Origin of the sequence: Nitrosomonas sp. Nm34, from assembly GCF_900113925.1 — a bacterium.
Lineage (GTDB): Bacteria > Pseudomonadota > Gammaproteobacteria > Burkholderiales > Nitrosomonadaceae > Nitrosomonas.
In genome coordinates, this window is sequence record NZ_FORD01000018.1 from 1 (window position 1) to 19,047 (window position 19,047).

The 19,047-nt window shown below is 44.9% G+C and carries 14 protein-coding genes and 1 pseudogene; 4 read left to right on the plus strand and 11 right to left on the minus strand.

Annotated features, from left to right (window positions below):
- Window positions 1–858: 858 nt before the first annotated feature.
- Window positions 859–2,448, plus strand: a complete 1,590-nt coding sequence (locus BM283_RS09025) for a DUF5010 domain-containing protein (RefSeq protein ID WP_090692228.1) — start codon at window positions 859–861, stop codon at window positions 2,446–2,448.
- A 756-nt stretch (window positions 2,449–3,204) separates the two neighbouring features.
- Here BM283_RS09025 and BM283_RS09030 read toward each other — a convergent pair.
- Window positions 3,205–3,879: a hypothetical protein gene (locus BM283_RS09030; protein WP_090692229.1), complete on the minus strand. Its 675-nt coding sequence runs from the start codon at window positions 3,877–3,879 to the stop codon at window positions 3,205–3,207.
- Window positions 3,880–4,067: 188 nt separating this feature from the next.
- Complete coding sequence (gene cysC, locus BM283_RS09035; protein ID WP_090692232.1) at window positions 4,068–4,715, minus strand: adenylyl-sulfate kinase; 648 nt, start codon at window positions 4,713–4,715, stop codon at window positions 4,068–4,070.
- Between the two features lie 816 nt (window positions 4,716–5,531).
- On the opposite strand from cysC, the gene BM283_RS09040 reads away from it, so the two are divergent.
- Entirely contained in the window at window positions 5,532–7,445 is a 1,914-nt protein-coding gene (locus BM283_RS09040) for a glycosyltransferase (protein WP_090692234.1), read from the plus strand.
- 74 nt (window positions 7,446–7,519) lie between these two features.
- Here the strand turns inward: BM283_RS09040 and BM283_RS09045 are convergent, their stop codons facing one another.
- From BM283_RS09045 to BM283_RS20545, 5 genes and pseudogenes are all read right to left on the minus strand, one after another.
- Window positions 7,520–8,590 (minus strand): GSCFA domain-containing protein, encoded by a 1,071-nt coding sequence (locus tag BM283_RS09045; RefSeq protein ID WP_090692236.1) that lies wholly within the window; start codon window positions 8,588–8,590, stop codon window positions 7,520–7,522.
- The gene (locus tag BM283_RS09050) at window positions 8,587–10,164 is read right to left on the minus strand and encodes a WcbI family polysaccharide biosynthesis putative acetyltransferase (RefSeq protein WP_090692238.1); all 1,578 of its coding nucleotides are present in this window, start codon (window positions 10,162–10,164) and stop codon (window positions 8,587–8,589) included. The genes BM283_RS09045 and BM283_RS09050 overlap by 4 nt, the downstream gene beginning before the upstream one ends.
- Window positions 10,165–10,262: 98 nt before the next feature.
- Window positions 10,263–10,358 (minus strand): transposase, encoded by a 96-nt coding sequence (locus BM283_RS20540; protein WP_368086420.1) that lies wholly within the window; start codon window positions 10,356–10,358, stop codon window positions 10,263–10,265.
- A gap of 10 nt (window positions 10,359–10,368) precedes the next feature.
- Complete coding sequence (locus tag BM283_RS19405; protein WP_217646490.1) at window positions 10,369–10,749, minus strand: transposase; 381 nt, start codon at window positions 10,747–10,749, stop codon at window positions 10,369–10,371.
- 12 nt (window positions 10,750–10,761) lie between these two features.
- Window positions 10,762–10,830, minus strand: a pseudogene (locus BM283_RS20545) (hypothetical protein); the annotation flags it as partial.
- Window positions 10,831–11,182: 352 nt separating this feature from the next.
- Here BM283_RS20545 and BM283_RS09060 point away from each other — a divergent pair.
- Both BM283_RS09060 and BM283_RS09065 read left to right on the plus strand, forming a co-directional pair.
- Window positions 11,183–11,398 carry a hypothetical protein gene (locus tag BM283_RS09060; RefSeq protein ID WP_090692240.1) on the plus strand — a complete coding sequence of 72 codons (216 nt, stop codon included), beginning with the start codon at window positions 11,183–11,185 and terminating at the stop codon, window positions 11,396–11,398.
- 168 nt (window positions 11,399–11,566) lie between these two features.
- Complete coding sequence (locus BM283_RS09065; protein ID WP_090692242.1) at window positions 11,567–12,181, plus strand: IS701 family transposase; 615 nt, start codon at window positions 11,567–11,569, stop codon at window positions 12,179–12,181.
- 556 nt (window positions 12,182–12,737) lie between these two features.
- On the opposite strand, the gene BM283_RS09075 is transcribed toward BM283_RS09065, so the two are convergent.
- The 4 genes from BM283_RS09075 to BM283_RS09090 form a co-directional block, all read right to left on the minus strand.
- Window positions 12,738–14,180 carry a phosphomannomutase gene (locus BM283_RS09075; RefSeq protein ID WP_254776301.1) on the minus strand — a complete coding sequence of 481 codons (1,443 nt, stop codon included), beginning with the start codon at window positions 14,178–14,180 and terminating at the stop codon, window positions 12,738–12,740.
- An 84-nt stretch (window positions 14,181–14,264) separates the two neighbouring features.
- Window positions 14,265–15,227 (minus strand): GDP-L-fucose synthase, encoded by a 963-nt coding sequence (locus BM283_RS09080; protein ID WP_090692246.1) that lies wholly within the window; start codon window positions 15,225–15,227, stop codon window positions 14,265–14,267.
- Between the two features lie 228 nt (window positions 15,228–15,455).
- On the minus strand, window positions 15,456–16,568 hold the full coding sequence (gene gmd, locus BM283_RS09085; RefSeq protein ID WP_090692250.1) for a GDP-mannose 4,6-dehydratase: 1,113 nt from the start codon (window positions 16,566–16,568) through the stop codon (window positions 15,456–15,458).
- A 488-nt stretch (window positions 16,569–17,056) separates the two neighbouring features.
- On the minus strand, window positions 17,057–19,024 hold the full coding sequence (locus tag BM283_RS09090; RefSeq protein ID WP_175492078.1) for a radical SAM protein: 1,968 nt from the start codon (window positions 19,022–19,024) through the stop codon (window positions 17,057–17,059).
- Window positions 19,025–19,047 lie beyond the last annotated feature (23 nt).

The following is a 19,047-nucleotide window of genomic DNA, read 5'->3' on the forward strand; positions in this document are numbered from 1 at the left end:
CGGTTTCCCCCTTGCGTTTCACTACGGTTGTCGTTACTAACTCCGGTTATCTCCTCTCAGATAACAAGTTTTAACCCATGCCGGGCACACTAGGGTGCAATAAGTGTAACGCATTGCACCAGATGATGAAATAAGGCACATACGGCGCAATGTCCGATGGTTATTGCGCCTTACGCGGGTTTAATGACGTAATTCCATTTCCAAATCAAACATGACGTGAAGGCGACCGTAGGTACTATGAATAAAACGTCAAGGTTACGCCTACAAAGCCAGTTTTAATTTAGAAATGGAATAAAAATTAATGCGTCTCAATGAGGCATAAGGACAAGAAATCTTTTAAGAAAGAAATCAAGCTTCACTTTTCTGCCAAAAAAAACCGGTAAAACTGTCATTCGGGGATTTCCCTCCATCTCAATAAAATTTTTAAGCTGTACAGGCGTATTAGCAAGCCTCTCGTATCAAAGGGCAAATACGCATAGAGGTCAAGTTGCCGGTCGCCACAGAGAATCCCATGACACCGATCCCTAGCCCATCAAACTGTACCCATGCTCACTTCCATACCTCTCCCCAAATATCCCATTATCCCATTTGAAGCTTTTTAGGAGCTCAAACACCCAGGGATAGAAATTGTATGTCTTTGCATTATTGTCTACTTGCCGTCTATTCCTTAGCATCATCATAAAGCAGAGCTAGATCAATTTGATTCGCGACCTCTGCTTAAACTCCAGCTGTCAATCAGCTTGGTAAAGAAAATTCATTTTCCTAGGCACATTCGCTGTCCCCTAGCATGGCTAGACCCACTAAAACTGAGCAACCAAGACGTATTGCCTAAATCATCCATTCCATGGAGGAACGCAAATGTATAAAGTCTTGCACCAACTCGCCTCAGCTCTTTTCTTCCTCTTAATCTCGACAACCGTTGCCACACTTTACTCAAAGGATGTATCAGCCCGCTCTGCTCCGCCCGGACCGTATTTGAAACAGGAGACGCCCGCCACTCACTTACAAAGCACATTCGATCATGATCAGCCGATCGTTGGCACCTATTACTTCTACTGGTACGATATCAATACTAAAATGCACATCCTGGATCCGGATGGGACGGATGCTCTCACCGATCACCCCACCGATTCCAGTGGAATGTCGTATCGTTCTTCCGCTTGGCATCTCCAGCAATTACGCGACGTTCTTGCCGCTGGAATTGATTTCATGCTTCCAGTTTATTGGGGTTACCCAGGGTCCGGGTCGCATTGGAGTTTGGAAGGACTGCCAGCCTTAGTGGACGCTGCTCAAAAACTTGAGAAAGAAGGGATTCGCTCTCCCCGCATTGGAATGTTTTACGATACAACCACTTTGCGAGACAACAGCAAAAAATATCATGTTGATCTTAGCAAACCAGAAGGCAAGGAATGGTTTTATCTTACTGTGCGCGACTTCTATTCGATGATACCCAGCAATCTGCGCGCTTCGGTCAATGGCAAACCGATTGTATGGCTCTATTCAGCTGCATTCGCAAAGAACCAGGATGCGACTGCATTCGATTATCTCAGGACGGAATTCGCCAGAGACTTTGGCATCGAACCTTTCATCGTCAAAGAAGCTTCATGGCAGGGCCGTGCGGATCTGGACTATAGCTGGGGCGCTGCGCTGGAACCCCAGATAAAAGGCGTCGCGGCTGTTGGACCAGGATTCGACAATTCAACTGTCCCGGGTGTCAAACACCACCTCCGTCAACGGGAAGGGGGAAATTTTTACCGAAGCGCCTGGAATATAGCGCTCTCTCTCGATCCCGTAACGAGACCAAGAATCGCCGTTGTTGAAACATGGAACGAGTTCCACGAAGGTACTGATATCGCACCATCAAGAGAATATGGACGCCTGTATGTTGATCTCACCCGAAAGTACGCCAATCTCTGGCACTCCGGTATACAAACTAAGCGCGAAGGCCCATACGCAGATGATCAGGAAGTCTCCATTATTCTCGAACAACCCCCAGTCAGCCACGGTTTAACGCTGGGATCAAATCCTGACGGAAAAACAACCCTTGATTTAACAGCTGGCATACCTGCCATGCGGGCTGAGTGGTCGAATCACGCTGTCAATTATTTCTATTTCAACGTTGACAATTCCTTCTTCTTTCGGGATAAAGTACCACTTGAACTGGAATTCGAATACCTGGACATAGGAAACGGAAATATCATTGTTGAATACGATAGCACCATGACAGTACTTCCAAATGATAATGCATTTAAATCAGTCATAAACGCTCACTTGACCAATATGGTAGCGTGGAAAACAGCTAAAATTCGGCTTTCTGATGCCTATTTTGGAGGACGGGTCAACGGTCAAGATTTTCGTATTTCGGCACCGGATGCCGGTCTAACCATCCGAAAAGTCATACTACGCAAACTTCAGGATGCTAGCCCGCCCCTTCTGGTAATGCCTTAATGAGTTATGATGCCCTACTGGCATTCAACCAATTGATCGACCACCAATTGAAGTTGACATAACATAATACCCTGGTTAATACACTGATTAAAGCATGTCCGCGAACCGTAGAACCGTAGCAGGATCATATTGCGCCCTTTTGAAAAGTAAGCATTTACTGGACGACGCATTTTTTAAGTATGTTTATCCAAGCTCGGTTTTGCGGCTAGTCTCAAAATTTATTTACATTGCTTAATATTGTTCAGAAGTCTAACCGATTAAAAACAGGAAAAACTGCATTTCACTATATGTATTCACCAATAACGACAGTTGGAACAACTCTCAACCAGATCAATCAGGAATATTGTTTCACCGCACATGACTCTGGCTTGCAAACCGAAGTACACTACACTACGTTAAGAGTTAATGTCATAAACTGGAATGATATGTTTATTTCTCGCTTTGCTCAATAAGATTAAAGCCAGCAAATATATACCTTATTAGGTTGCGGTTTATTCGGTTAAGTTTATAACATATGGCGAATGGCACAGGCTTATCCGCACTAACTCACTGCTTGAAATCCATAAACAAATCAGCCAGCCACTAGAGATTTGTTCCAGTAAAACAAAACATTTACCTGTCTAAGGTGAGCGTAGCCGAACCGCTAAGCAATAATATCAGCCTTCGACACACTCAAGTTGAACGGTATTTCTGTCATAGTTGAGAAAATCTACGAATTAACTAATGTGCAATCTGTTTATCAGCGAAACTTCATCTTTACTTTTTTTCAGAAATATTAATAGCAAAATAGCAAAATTCAGTTCCTGGGTTATCTTCGCTGTCAGGCAAAATACCTACAAAATCTCCACGACCATCTTTCATGACTGGCACATCATACTCCATGGTATGAATTGACCATTCTGACCCTGCGATAAATTTGCGCCAACCGGAATTACCAACTTCGTTAGTTGAATAAGCCACAGCAAAGTGTGATCGATCACTACCAGAAGCACGGGCAATAACATGTACAGTGACATGATGGCCACTTGCTGCAGCTTCAACTTGATCAGGAAGACGAACGCTGTAACCATTCGTAGGTCCACTGGAAAGAGCTTTAGGATTACCTTTAGCGAGAGTAATATAACCATCCTCACCATTCTTGCCACCGTAGCTTGAACAAACCATTCCTGCAGGGATAGTTGTTGCACCGCCTGTTTCAAAAACGTAAATATAAGCGGCATCCTGAGCAATTTCAGTACGTAACTGCTCTATCAGACTAAATGATTTCGCTGGTATTTCTGTTACTTCAGAAGAAGTAGTCTTAGGAGAATGAATAGCTATAGAAGAAGCTGGAGAATTGATTTTTGAAGAAGAATGTTCCGAAGGAACCTTTTCTCCACCGAATACCTCCTGTATCTTCTCAAAAAATATTTGTAAAATTCCTTTTGTCATCGTTTGAGCCTCTCTTTATAAAATCAGAATGGAATTTTATACAAATTCCTATTTCATGCCACCACACTAATTTCTTTAGGATAATACATCTAAATGAAATTCGTTAATATATAATCAAAACTAAAACATTTCCTTTCATGAACACGCCTGCTTTTTAAATAAAAGCTGGATCTTTAAATACAGCAATGTTAAGAGACATGACGCTTGCTGTCACATTGACTCTCATTTTTACCCTGACTTATTATCCCTCTGAAGCGCAACAGTGTAAGAACTTGTGACACACAATCTTCCAAAGGCAAGCTATCTGTTGCAACCACCAATTCTGGACTTAGAGGCGGCTCATAAGGAGAAGATATACCTGTGAAATCCTTCACCTCACCAGCACGGGCACGACGGTAAAGCCCTTTCACATCGCGCTGCTCACAAAGCTCCAGCGGGGCTTGGCAATAGATTTCAATAAAGTCACCATGTGAAAACAAATTGCGTGCCCGTTCCCGGTCGCTGCGGAAAGGGGAAATGAAGGCTGTCATTGCAATCACCCCTGCTTCAGTGAGAAGTTTAGCCGTTTCAGCAATACGACGAATATTTTCTGTACGATCTTCAGCTGAAAAACCAAGGTCCGCACAGAGGCCATGACGAACATTATCACCGTCCAGTACGAAAGTACGACACCCTTGACGATGCAGTTCCTCCTCTACAGCATGGGCTAAAGTGGATTTACCTGCACCGGAAAGTCCCGTGAACCATAACACTACCGAACGGTGACCATTCTGTTGTTCACGACGGTTACGAGTGACAGTAGCATGATGCCAGATTGTGTTAGTGCTTTTTTTCATACAAATAATTGAGTGGAGTAATTAGCACTTCAAGTAAAAGCTAACGATAAGGATGAGCATATGTTCTTTTCATACAAACACAAAGCAGCCATCAACTCAAGTCTCAGCAAGTAATTGATTGCAATGAAATATACAAGTTGTCAAATGTGAATATTACTAAAGTAAAATTTTATTGATTTGTTACTATTCAAATATTTCTTCGTAACTTTGATACACCATTGTTCTGCCAAGTTAACATATATTTTCTATACTTCCGCCATTCAAAATTTAATTTATAAAAGAGTTTTTTATTACTTATTATTTATGGTACTTTTATTATTCTAGTGTAAATGCTTCTAAAATAGAATTAGCTACAGTCTAATAAACGACATTCTCCACCGAAACATTAGAACAAATTTACATTGCCATTTCCTTTAGCATAAGTCGGTAGATTTTGAGCATTCTGCTAACAGCATATTACACATCAAAATGACAAGAACTTTCTGTTACACTCTGTTAAGTAAGAAAGCATAAGAAGTTAAATCATAATCCGAAAGATTCTAATATACTAGAGACATATGCTGAAATTAATATAGAGATTAGTTTATTGAATCGCTCCAATAGAGTCATTACAGCCCAGCCTGCACTGAGCAGTCGGTTTGCCGAACCGTTAGCAATGAGCTTGTCGAATCGTTCGCGGTGAACCTGTCAAACCACTAAGCAGCTGACATCTGCCTTCAATACGCTCAGGACGAACGATAATTTTATAATTGTTATGCTAATACGATTATCTAGCAGCATGATCTTTACCACTTTAAACACTACACAAAATTTGTAATGACAAAGGCTTACCGAGCTCAGACCACAAAGAAAAGAATTAAGCCAAATCAACTTGATGTAGAACAAGCTCCAGCTACTTCTCTGGCAGCTTTGTTCGCCACCTTACCACAACAAACTAGTGCAGAACATTTTTATGCACAGCCTATTCTTGGCCTGGATGTCCCTGGCATCAGTCCTTTTTATGGTTTGCATCTGGCGATCTGGCAGATCCGGGATAAAGATCTGCAGCAGATGTGCCCGCTCACCACAATTGACGGTCGCCATCGCTTTCTTGCCTGGTGTGTCGTGCATGGCCGCAAAGAATATGTTGCATTGCGTGAACTCATCCCATTCTGGCAAACATTGTCTTTACCTGCAGAGCTACCCGTTACCGAATGGTCTGGGGGGATCTCGCGCTTTATGCAATTGGTTATCATGGAACGCAAAGATCTCGACATCAATTCAAGTCTAGCTACCAGTGAAGATCAATTAGCAGTACTCGGCTGGTTCTGGTGCGCTGGGGGATGGCGTGAACTCGATCTCGCAATAGTTGAAATTCCTGCATGGCAAAAGCACTTTTTAATTGATCATGATGAAATCGACAAAACTTGTTTTGCTCATCTCTTATATCAATACCGCGCCGATCTGCGAGCTGCTTTTGATCTTACCACTACACGGGGTTGCGGCGGGTTCCGTCACTGGCTGGAGCATTATGCGCCGCAGGAAACTGCCCTACCCTTGCTCACTCAAGTAAAACCGCAAACCTGGTCGCATATCAGCAACAAATCTTCAACCACACATCAAGATTTTGGTATCAACCTGATAGGCTACGCCTTTGGTGAGCTTGGTATCGGTGAAGATGTCCGCATGGCAGCACATGCATTTCAAGCTGCCAATATTCCCTTTACCGTCATTGACTTCCCTCCTGGCAGTAATATTCATCAACAGGATCGAAGCATCGAGCAATGGGTTTCGAGCGAACCACGCTATTCTATTAATCTTGTTTGCCTGACAGCTCTGGAGCAGTTGCGCCTTTATATTACCCGCGGCGCGCATCTATTTCGTAGCCGCTACACTATCGGCTATTGGCCGTGGGAACTGCAGAACTGGCCGACTAATTGGAACCACTGCTTTAACCTTGTGGACGAGGTCTGGGCTGCTAGCCAGCATATTCAGCAAGCAGCACAACGCGCCAGTAGTGTGCCAGTACTATATATGCCAACGGCAGTAAAGCTCCCGGATATCGATCTCACGGCACCCACTCAACGCCGCCGTTTCGGTCTGCCGGAAAATAAAACATTGTTTGTATTCTCATTCGATGGCAATTCCTTCATTGAGCGTAAAAATCCTTTAGCCATTATTAACGCATTTCATCAAGCATTCCCTTTGATCGAAGATGCGGTCGGTCTTGTCGTCAAATGTATGCGCCCCGATATTCATAACCCAGCTTGGCAAACTATCCTTACTGCTGCAAAAGCTGATAACAGGTTGGTTATTCTTGATGCCCGACTCAGCAAAACTGAAGTGCTGGAGCTATATAGATCATGTGATTGCTTTATTTCGCTGCATCGCGCTGAAGGATTTGGCCGTGGTATTGCCGAAGCGTTGCTACTGGGTCTGGAAGTCATCGCCAGTAATTACGGCGGCAATACCGATTTCTGCCGTACTGCAGGTGCAAGATTAATTCCTTGCCACCTCAAAGCTACGAATTCAAATGATTATGTTGAGGGACAAGATAATTTCTGGGCAGAACCGGATATATCTGCCGCAGCCGAAGCCATGCGTGAAGTATTCCGAGTGCGACAACGTCATACCAAGGGAAACATCTCGATTGAGCGGCAACAACAGATGAAAGATTTATTTTCTCCGGAAATTATCGGTGATCGCTATCTCGAACGTCTCACTGTTCTGAAAAATCATATAAAAAATTAACTTTAGGACGCTCTAAAAATTAGAGTTCTAAACAACACAAGATTTGAAGTGCAAAACTATATTAATATATGTACTTAAAAGCCTGCTCCTCGCAAAGCTCTCTCAATCACCTCCTCATCACACACAACGTCTGCCTCACTCTGCAGTGAAGCCAACAGTGGCACGGAAGTTTGTTCGGTTGCAAAATGGTTGCTTTGATCGGGGAAAAAATGTTTACTAAACATCCTCATCACATGCTTAACTCCGATTTCAGTCACTTGCCTCAAATCATCAGCATAATACCTGCCACCTGCAGCTGGTGAGGTTATAATTTCGTATGAAGGAAAGTAAATCACATTTTTATAGCTTCGTTCAGCCACATCAGCCGCAACCCTAAGCGCGGCCTTACTGTAAGTAGTGGATACCCACACATGCCGATTCTCGTACGTCGCGATCAGAGGTACGGGTGAAACCGTCAGCAGAATCTGCACATCAGGATTCACGCTTCGAATTTTTTCAATAAGCAGACAAAGATCCGCCTGAACTTCGTCACAAGTGAAATTAACAAACTCATGCTTGGAAGAATCAAATTCTCCTCCAGCCACACCAGGAGCTGTAGGATAAATTGCTCCATCCAGTCTGGAACGCCAGGCTTCTGTCAAACCCAGCGTAAAAATGAACCAATCAGCCTTCTTAAAAACATCCCGTACACAATTCAGATGATTGGCGACATCTCGCTTTACCTCATCTATTGAACCATAACCATCTGGCTCGATTTGAGGCCGGAAAGCATCAACAAATCGCCCGTTTCTTTTCCATATCCCATCAATAGGTGAGAATTCTTCAAATGCCCGCTCAAATAATTGAACAGCCTGCCGTACCGTGTACACATTCCCGTATCGGGCAGAAAATACACCATAATTTTTCTGAGTAGCCTCCTGCTCACTCATACCTACTGGCGCTGACTCTGGCACATAATAATTCAAACCGGACGCCCTGATATGCTTAGCCAGGTGCTGGGCAAAACAACTTCCCATGGTAGCGACTTTGTGTGACGGTAATATGCTGGCGTTTCTTGTCGCTGGATCTATTTGTCCGGGAGGAGGTGTTGTCATACTGCGCGACCAAAAGCAATAATCATCCAATCCTTTGTAAGGGTTAGTCATTTTTTAACTCCTGCAATTGGCCCGAGAACGTGGTCATATACGGATTCATCCCGTCCACGGAATTTGATATCATAGCTCTCAACCCTTTGGCTTTGAAAATTATTAAAGCTGTATTCAATATAATTATTTACTCCACTTATTATTATATTTCCATAAAATTTCCAGTCATAAGAACCGCCGGGTAAAGCATAAAAATCTGCAATCTCTGGATAAACGGGCCAGACAATATCAGTTAATCCATCTCTAATATTAATATCTTTTTCCAGAATTGACTGATTAATACCAGCTTGCATAGCAATCATTTTTGCCAGTCTTACTAAAACATATACTTTTGGATGGTTGATCGAATACATAAACAATCCCTGTCGGATAATGAAGGGTAGAAATAAATTTGCATCCAAATTACAGCTCTTAAATAATTGCAAAAGATAATCAACGCTTGATTTCCACTTAGAGAAATAACCTAACTTATAATAAACCTCTGATGTAAAAAGTGCAGCAATATCAACAATTTCCAGGTTATTTTTATAACCCCAGACACATATTGCTGAATGATAATCATGCGGAGTTCTAATTACTTCATTTGTCGATATTTTATTGGCATAAATTAAATCAGGATGAAAAGCTGGAAAATGCAAAGAAGGGATTTTGTAGATCGCTAACTTTGGATTAGTTGTTAAACACTTCTGAGCTATATCAAATCGATCCGACGAAATCCAGATATCTGCTTCAGATAAATGCTCAAGTAACTGATCATTGGTGAAGTTTGGGTGAGGCACAGCCAAGACCTTGTCTTTCCAAAATATTTCTTGTAAAGCAGCCGTTATTCCACCGGTCTGGCAGTTACTACTGACAATAATCGTTCTTCTCACGATATTCTTTTGTTGAAGAACATTTTGAATTTCAATCCTCTTTGTTATAGTAATAGAAAAATAGCAAAAATCAGTTCCCGGGTTCCTCTCACTGTCGGGCAGAATACCGATAAAATCTCCCCGACCTTCTTTCATGACGTTAACATCATATTCCATGGTGTAAACTGACCATTCCGATTCCGCGTTAAACCAGTGCCAACCGGAATTGCCAACCTCATTTGTCGAGTAAGCTATAGCAAAGCGTGATTGATCGCTACCCGAGGCACGGGCAATAATATGCACAATGACATGATGACCGCTTGCCGCAGCTTCGATTTGATCAGGAAGTCGCATACTGTAACCACCTGTAATTCCATCGGAAAGAGCTTTAGGATCACCTTTAGCAAGTGTTACATATTCAACATCATCATCCGTGTCAATATGATTTGAACAAATCATTCCTCTTGGGATGGTTGCATTGCCTGTTTCAAAAGTGAAAAGAAAAGCAGCTCCCTGAGCAATTTCAGTACGTAACTGATTTACTCGACTCACTGATGTTGTTGGCAATACCACTTCTAATGATAAAAGTTCAGTATTAGCAGCTACAGAAGAAGAAATAGCCTGAGTAGTACTTTTTGAAGAGTCATCTTCTGAGGAAGTTCTTTGCCTACCAAACGCTTCCTGTATTTTTCTTAGAGATATTTGTAAAATTCCTTTTTTCATTATTTTGAATTTCTATTTATAGAAATAAGAAGCTGTCTGGCAAAACACTAGACGCACTTTGCAAGTGTTATTTTCATCATGGCAATACGAATCATATTTTAAGCAGTACCAGTCAAGATTTCAAAATCCTTGGATGAACGGCGGAAGTTACCTAGCCAGGAAAACGTACGTTCGACTACCCATCGCTTTGGCAAAACAGCCCATTTACCTTCGATTTTTTCTGAAATGTGGCAAACTCAGACCTAGTCTACCAGCTGCGAAATCAACTGCTGTACCTCGGTAGCCGGCATCCCCTGAGAATGCTTTGAGTGAAGGGCATTTATCGTATTTATCGATAACGCTTTCCAACACTATACAAGCGCTTTTGGTATCGCTCATATTGGCAGCATGAACTTTGACATGGAGTAAATTGCCAAGAATGTCTACTACGACATGCCGTTTGTGACCTTTAACTTTTTTGCCACCATCAATTCCTCGTTCTTCGCTGGCATACTGGGTTTTTAAGCTTTGCGCATCAATGATGCCATAACTGGGTACTGCACGGCGTCCAGTTTTTTGGCGACGAAGAACCGTCAACTTATCCATGCATTTCTCCCAGACACCTCGCTTGTTCCATCGGCTAAAGTGATCGTAAACAGTTTGCCAAGGAGGAAAATCGTTCGGCATAAGCCGCTACTGAATCCCGCCTTTGACAACGTATAGAATGGCATTCACAATGCTTTTTTTGCTATGTTTGTGGCTATTGCCGCGTTTACTGATAGGGTCAAACTCTTTTTTATCAAATTCCATTCCTCATCATTTATATCCGTTTTGTATGACATTTCTTAACTTATTATAACTAGAGTTTAGAGTTTCAGCATCAAAGGAGAAAAATAATCTAAAATCAATGAAAAAGTAACATAAGGCTTGACAAAGCAACGAAAAAATCGTTGCCGCCTTTCTAAATAGCTTTGTTTTTAAAAGCTATTTAGAAAGGCTGCCTCTAGAAAGAAATGTCATTTTACTTCTGGAGGCCGCGATGAACGCAAAAGGACAGGTTGGTATCCCTGGCGAACTATGTAATTGGATAACATTTTTAGCGAAAGTGCTACCCTTAAGATCAACAGGTACCTTTATTGAGCTGTTGATCGGGGCGATGTTGACCCTAAGGGGATTTGTCACGGACGCGTATTTGATGCTGGCTATGCGCAATCACTGGACGAGTTACTACAAGTGGCTGCAACAGGGAAAATAGTCCTGGCTGGCGCTGGCACGGCAATTTATGCGACTGATGTTAGCAAACGTCACACACGATGTGGTTCATCTGACGATTGATGATACGTTGACATTGCGTGCTTCGAAAAAAGCACCAGGCAGCCGGATTCATCACTAGCATGGCAATAAGGTCAATCTGTCAACATTTGTGCAAGATCAATGCTGGGTCAATCTGGCGATCATCAATCGTCGGCCCAGCCAGGAACCGGTAGCGTTGCCGTTACTTTCCCGATTGATGCCAGCGAGTAGCCACACCGGGAAACGGGTGGCAGCTAATACGCTGATACGTGCTGTACAGAGCTTGCTTCGTGGTTTTAGGGTGCGCGTACTGATGGATAGCTGGTATATGCGGCAATACGTTATCAGCAAGATGCTTAATCGCGGCTTTGATGTAATGGGTCAGGTCAGAAGATATACTCGTCTATACGATGTGCCTGCACCAAGGTTAGAGAACCAACGGGGGCGAAGCCGGAAATACGGCGAGAAGTTTACGCCCGAACAGGTTGAACACTTGCATCGTTGGATGGCTACCTTGCACATCTACGGCAAAGAACAACGCGTCCGTTTGCGCAGCATACTGGCAAAAGCGCGCTTCCTGAACGGCCGGTTGGTTCGGGCTGTCTGGTGCGAGTTTGAGAATGACCATAAGCCTGGACAATGGAAAACAGCCAGGCAGTGGAGATATTGTACCAGTATTCTCCATGGCGCAAGCATCAACCCCAAACTGCTGGTCAGATTCGTAAAGGACTGGTGGATATTTTAAGACATGTCGCTATTCGCTCATGGTGGAATGCAAAATGTAAGAAATTCATGCCGCCAGATTGGAATAAAAACTCGAATTCTGGATAGGTATAAAGCAACAACATGTAATACAACAAAAAAGATCATATGCATTACATTTTTCAGGTTGGGAAAAAATTCCAACTATAAGGGGCGTTTACTCTAAACTCTAGTTATTATAAAAATCATTGATTTTAATTGAAATTATTTTTCCAGACAGCTTCTGAAGGCTGCCAGGTAATAATCAAAGCAGCAATTTGATAAAAATAAATTATTACTTAATAGTTTAAGTACGACATTATCGAGAAAATACTTTTTATCAACATTTTTGCCACATCAACATCAAACTGAGGCACCACCTCGGCTATCGTAAACTTTTCTTTATCTTGGAGAGCCAGGACTTTATTGCTGAATGCAGTGAATTTGCCAATAAAGTTCGTTCTTATAAAGGGCTTATAGCTCATGTATTTGGAAAACTAACTGTGTCTCCCTTTTTTCTGGAATTTTTACATATTAGCTCTTAATTCAAATTTTAATGATTAGATTTCGCCAGCGATGCGTACCCGCTCCAGTGTCATCTTCACTAATTCCTTTGCTTGCACCTCGGAATCTGTCTCAGCATAACACCTCAGTTCCGGGGCATTACCCGATGGTCGCAGATGAATAATCTGCCCAGAAGTAAATGTCAACCGCAAACCATCCGTTTCATCCTGGCTTACTACATTACCACATGCATCCCCCAGCACTGTTAATACGTTCTGACGAGAACTCGCCAAGTTGGCGATCATCGCTTGACTGCGCTCAGTAGGGAATTCCTTAATCCGGTCACTTGCAGTAAATCGCTGAGGCAAGGATGCGGACAATCTAGAAAGTGGTACGCCTTGCTCTCGCGCTAATGCAAGCAGCGCCAACATTGGCAAGACAGCGTCACGGGTTGGTAAAGGTTCTAGCTTGCAGCCGTTTCGTTCAAAATTGTTCCCAACTAGAAAGCCGCCATTGGCTTCGAATCCAACTACACCACTTCTCTCTGCAATCAATGCTGTCTGCATAGCACTGATTACATAAGGTGATCCTATTTTAGTACGCATGACATGAGTAAAAGCATCGCAGCGCTCAATCGCGGTAGTACTGCTAACAGGCGTCACCACCGTGTGAGCATTGAGATATCGGGCACAGAGTAAACCTATAACATCTCCACGCAGCCACCGACCAGCTTCGTCACCAATTAAGGGACGATCTGCATCGCCATCCGTGGATAACAACGCATCTAACCGATGCGCGGCAGCCCATTTTTGACCCAATACTTGGTCTTCTTCACTCACCGCCTCAGTATCTATCGGCACAAAGTTATTTGTGCGACCGAGTGAAACTACCTCGGCACCAAATTGTTTGAGCAGCTCCATCAAGAAATCCCGTGCCACGCTGGAATGCTCATAAACACCAATTCGCTTACCACTCAGAAAGTTTTTCGGAAAGAATTTTCGATAACGCTCCCGGTACATATCTAGTGAAGCGGTAACTGGGATTAGGTCCGTAGCGCTGCTATAGGTTCCCGCATCAGGAACTACTGCTTGTGTGATCGCAATTTCGTGCTCCTTGCTTATTTCACCCTCGTCAGTGTAAAACTTAATACCGTTGCGGTCAAAAGGGATATGGCTACCCGTAATCATAATGGCGGGTATCTGCTCCTGTAATGCATAATAGGCCAAAGCGGGCGTCGGCAGTGCACCCGCATAGACAACATCCAACCCTCGCGCCTGGATTGCTGCTGCACAGGCCTGGATAATCTGCGGGCTGCTCGGCCGCAGATCGTGCCCTAACGAAATACGCTTCGCTCCGGGTATAACTTCCTGTAGGAACGCGGTTGTATACGCCCAGCACACACGATCAGTCATATCTGATACTAAACCGCGTGCGCCGCTGGTGCCAAAGCGCACCCCCGAATCTTTGACAATGTCTTCCAAACAAATTTTGTTACTCAAGACCTTCCCATCCCTTATTTGTACAAGTCAAGTATTTAATACACTATATACGAAGGTATTACTAAGGTCAGCTTAGTATCTATTTCAAGCCTGCCGATAACGATCCTGATTCGCCACAAACCAGGCATAGGTTGCACGCAGACCCTCTTCCAATTGAATTTTCGCCTGCCATCCTAGCGCTTTAAGACGAGAAACATCCATTAATTTGCGTGGTGTTCCGTCGGGTTTACTGGCATCGAATGCCAGCTGCCCCTTAAAACCAGTAACCCGCGCCAGCGTTTCTGCCAGCTCGCGAATGGTGCAATCAACTCCAGTCCCCACATTAATGTGAGACAGCATGGGCTGAGTATTGGCGCGATAAATATCTTGATTCATATTCATAACGTATACACTGGCCGCTGCCATGTCATCTACATGCAGAAACTCTCGCTTGGGTGTTCCGCTGCCCCAGATCACCACTTCTTCGGCTTCAGCCTGAACCGCTTCATGAAATCGCCGCATCAGCGCAGGAATGACATGGCTATTATCCGGATGAAAATTATCATGCTGACCATAAAGATTAGTTGGCATGACTGAACGGTAATCCCTGCCATATTGCCGATTGTAACTCTCGCACAGCTTGATACCGGCAATCTTGGCAACCGCATAGGGCTCGTTAGTTGCTTCGAGCACACCGGTAAGGAGTGCATCTTCCCGCATTGGTTGCGGAACATTCCGTGGGTAAATGCATGATGATCCTAAAAAAAGTAACTGCTGCACCCCGGCGCGATGAGCGGCGTCGATAACATTGCATTCCATCATCAAGTTTTCGTAGACGAACTCGGCCGGATAAGTGTTATTGGCATAAATGCCCCCAACCTTTGCTGCTGCCAGATAAACCTGATCAACACGCTCATCCCGGAAAAATTTCTGTACATCCGCCTGATTCAATAGATCCAACTCCGCGTGAGTACGTGTTACGACTTCACAGTCACCTCTCGCTTCCAACTGTCGCACAATTGCTGAACCTACCATACCCCGGTGTCCAGCTACATAGATTCTTTGCATATAAACTCAACTCCAAAAAACTGAATAGTTGGAAGGCTCATTTCAATATCTTGACAATGGCACAAGCAGATCCATAGCCAGAGCAAAATGGAATAGGCACAGACCCTTTTGTCATAGTAACCCACCAGATATGCGTATTTATATTCTATAGCAATGCTGGCAAGGTTACGCAAAACGTTAATTTAGCTTATAGATTAAATATTATAAATGCCAATTTTTAATCGATCATCACTCATGATAGTCAAACACCGCAAAACCATGGCGTTTCACCAGATCATCTCGCTCAGCGGACTTCAGGTCTTCCTGCACCATCTCAGACACCAGCTGAGCAAAACTTATGCGTGGCTGCCAACCCAATTTTTCCTTTGCCTTGGTTGGATCACCTAATAAAGTTTCCACCTCAGTAGGACGGAAATAGCGAGGATCCACTGCTACAATCAGCTTCTCATTCCCTGCCAACATTGAAGAAATCGAGGGAGAAATCCAATAACCCTTTTCTTTCACCCCTTGCCCTTCCCAGCGAATTTTCATCCCAAGTACATCCGCTGCCGCATTCACAAAATCACGTACACTGTACTGCACCCCCGTAGCAATCACAAAATCATCCGCTTGATTCTGCTGCAACATCAACCACTGCATTTCTACATAATCTCGTGCATGCCCCCAATCGCGCTTGGCATCAAGATTCCCCAGATACAAACAATCCTGCAGACCAAGCTTAATTCGTGCCAAAGCGCGCGTAATTTTGCGAGTAACAAATGTTTCACCACGCACAGGTGATTCATGATTGAACAGAATACCGTTGCAAGCATACATTCCATATGCCTCACGATAATTAACCGTAATCCAATAAGCATATAACTTAGCTACCGCATACGGACTGCGCGGATAAAATGGCGTGGTCTCCTTCTGAGGAATTTCCTGCACCAGGCCATAAAGCTCGGAAGTTGACGCCTGATAAAACCGTGTTTTCTTTTCCAGTCCGAGAATGCGAATCGCTTCCAAAATTCTCAAAGTACCCAGCGCATCAGAATTGGCAGTATATTCAGGTTCCTCAAATGATACCCCAACATGACTCTGTGCCGCCAAATTGTAGATCTCGTCCGGCTGCACTTGCTGGATAATGCGGATCAAACTTGAAGAGTCCGTTAAATCTCCATGGTGGAGGACAAATCGACGATTTTCGACATGAGGATCCTGATACAAATGATCAATACGATCGGTATTAAAAAGCGAAGTGCGCCGTTTGATACCATGAACTTCATAACCTCTTTCTAACAGATATCCTGCCAAATAAGAGCCATCCTGACCAGTAACACCACTAATTAAAGCTTTTTTCATTTTATATTTCTTATAAAATTAATTTGAATATGTCGATTAAATGGAGATTAAAACGGCCATAATATGCTGTAATTATCTGTTTATTTATGATAAATTCTTTCTCCTCCCGAGGTGATAGAATTGATCATAAAAATAATCAAACTCACGAATAATAAGAGCCTGGCCGATTTATAAATTATATTCAACTATTGATTATGACAAGACCATTATAATCAATAAGAATTTACCGGCAACTATTGTTTCTGATTAAACCCAAGTGCAATAGAAATGGAAGGTCTTCAGAAAATTTGCATATAAGGGTAATCGGCAATTTATTCGTTGGCTTTAGCAGTTTAAGCATGGTTAAAGCATCAAATTATTGACGCTATCCACAATAACCCGCTTCAACAGCCACTTCATCGCAGTCCACTTCAGCCATTAACGCAATTTACCGCATCAGATCCTGATCAAGAAAGTTTACTTGCTTTTCAACCGCAGCTCGATCGGCATCAACGCTGGCCGGACACAGCCACAGGTGAGGCAACATGCAATCCATGGTTTTTTACGAACTCGTCCAGCATGACCTGCATTGAGCGCATGCCCTGTGGGTCGCGCGTGTCGCAGCCCCTGCAGGTATCGCAGACTGGTTCCTGCCCCGGGTTGAGCTGACCCCGCCGCAGCGCACTGAACAAGGGATTCCGCCACAGAGTCTTGAAGCCCTTTTCCTGCGGGAAATCGAACGGTGTATGGGGCGCAAGGTTCAGGGTAGCCAGAGGTCCCAGGCAGGGATACATGTAGTGTCCGCCCGGAGCTTGCGTCTGGTACTTTTCGCTGATCCCGATAGATGCCTGCCGCCAGAGGTAATGACAAGGAGCAGACTCTACCGGTCGAAGCGGTGTACTGATCAACAGCTTTTCTAGCCGTGAATCGTGGAGCTCCGAGTTGGCAAAATCTAAGAACTGTCGGTGCTCTATACCGAAGGCCGCTGCCTTGGCGCCAGCAGGCGCCGGCAATTCAACGGACACTTGCCAGTGTTCGGCTGCCTCGACTGTGCGGGCGTAAATCTCATCGTAGGCGGAGCCAACATGGTGATACGCATCGTTCGGACCCAGCCGATCGAGGCGGTCATACCCTAGCGAGAAAAATGGGATGGCAGTGAAACGGTCCACACCCAGCTGCCTGCATAGCCGCGGCATCAACGGTAGCTCGTACACGCTCTCGCGCGTGAGTACCATTGTGCCGTACAACACTGGGGTAAATGACTTTCGGTGGCGCTTTTCCTCCAACAAAAACCGCAAGTTACGAGTAACTCGTTCGAACTGCTTCGTGCCGCAGAGCCTTGCCCAGAGCTCTGGCGTGGCTGCGTTGAGCGAAACGCTGATCCACGCCAGTTGGCTACCCACGAGTGCCGGGATCAGACCAGCACGGTCCAGCAAGATCCCGTTGGTGAAGAAATTCATCGAGATCTGCGGAAAAGCCCTACCGATATAGCCAACGATGTCCGCTAAGCCGCGGTTCACGGTGGACTCTCCGTTGCCGCTATGAAGCCGTAAAATACGGATATCTCGCAGGAAATCGAGTTTCATCATTTGCGCAACCGATGCCTGATCCTTGCGTGCGGTGTTATGGCTGTACGAGCAGAACCGGCATTCGAGGTTGCACAACCCGCTCAAGGCGATGTGGATTTCCGACGGAATGCTATCGGGCTGGGGTTGACCCGAACGGTGCTCCACCACGTTGAGTAATTCGTTGAAAATCCATCTGGCTGCGGATGTCTCGCGTTGGGCGACCAGCGCCATGTGCAATTGCTCCACGTTTCCATCGATGGGCATGCGGTGCGCCGGATGCAGGATGGCTTCCGCCAGAGCAATGTTCAGGTACGCAGGCGCATCGAAGGGCATCACCGCACTACTCGCGCCCGAACCGGCCATGGTAGGCGACAGCTCAGGCCCTGAGGTCTCGATGGACTCCCAGGCTTCGACTGCAACGCCCGCTGCGGGCTGCTTCGACCGTGCTGCAAGCTTGCTTGTCAACCGCCGCAGCAGCTCGGGCACGGCTCTTTCGTGGCCACTCAGTTCGCGCAGGGACACGGCCACAGCGTACAAACTGCCGTCTCCGGTGCCCGCGCAGGCAATGCTCGTGCGAAGCGCCCTCCTGAGCAGCGCATCGAGCCGCGGATCAATACGCAACAGGTAAGAGGCCGTGGCAAAAACAAGGACCTCACAGCTGGCAAGATGCTGTGGCCTAGTCCCCATCGCAAACCGCTGCAGAAATGCGCCCAACGGCTCACGTCCGCGCGTAGCCCAGGAAACGATACTGGCGGCATCAGCTGCGGCCCATTCGGACGATAGATGCATGATGTGATTCGAAGCTGCGTCATAGCCGGCCACCTGCGCCCCCAGTTTCACCAGAGCTGCGCCCGCCAGCGAAGATGTCAGCTGGCGGATGGACTGCACTAACACCCCACCTAAAAACATCGGTCCACTAGGCGCCTCGATGG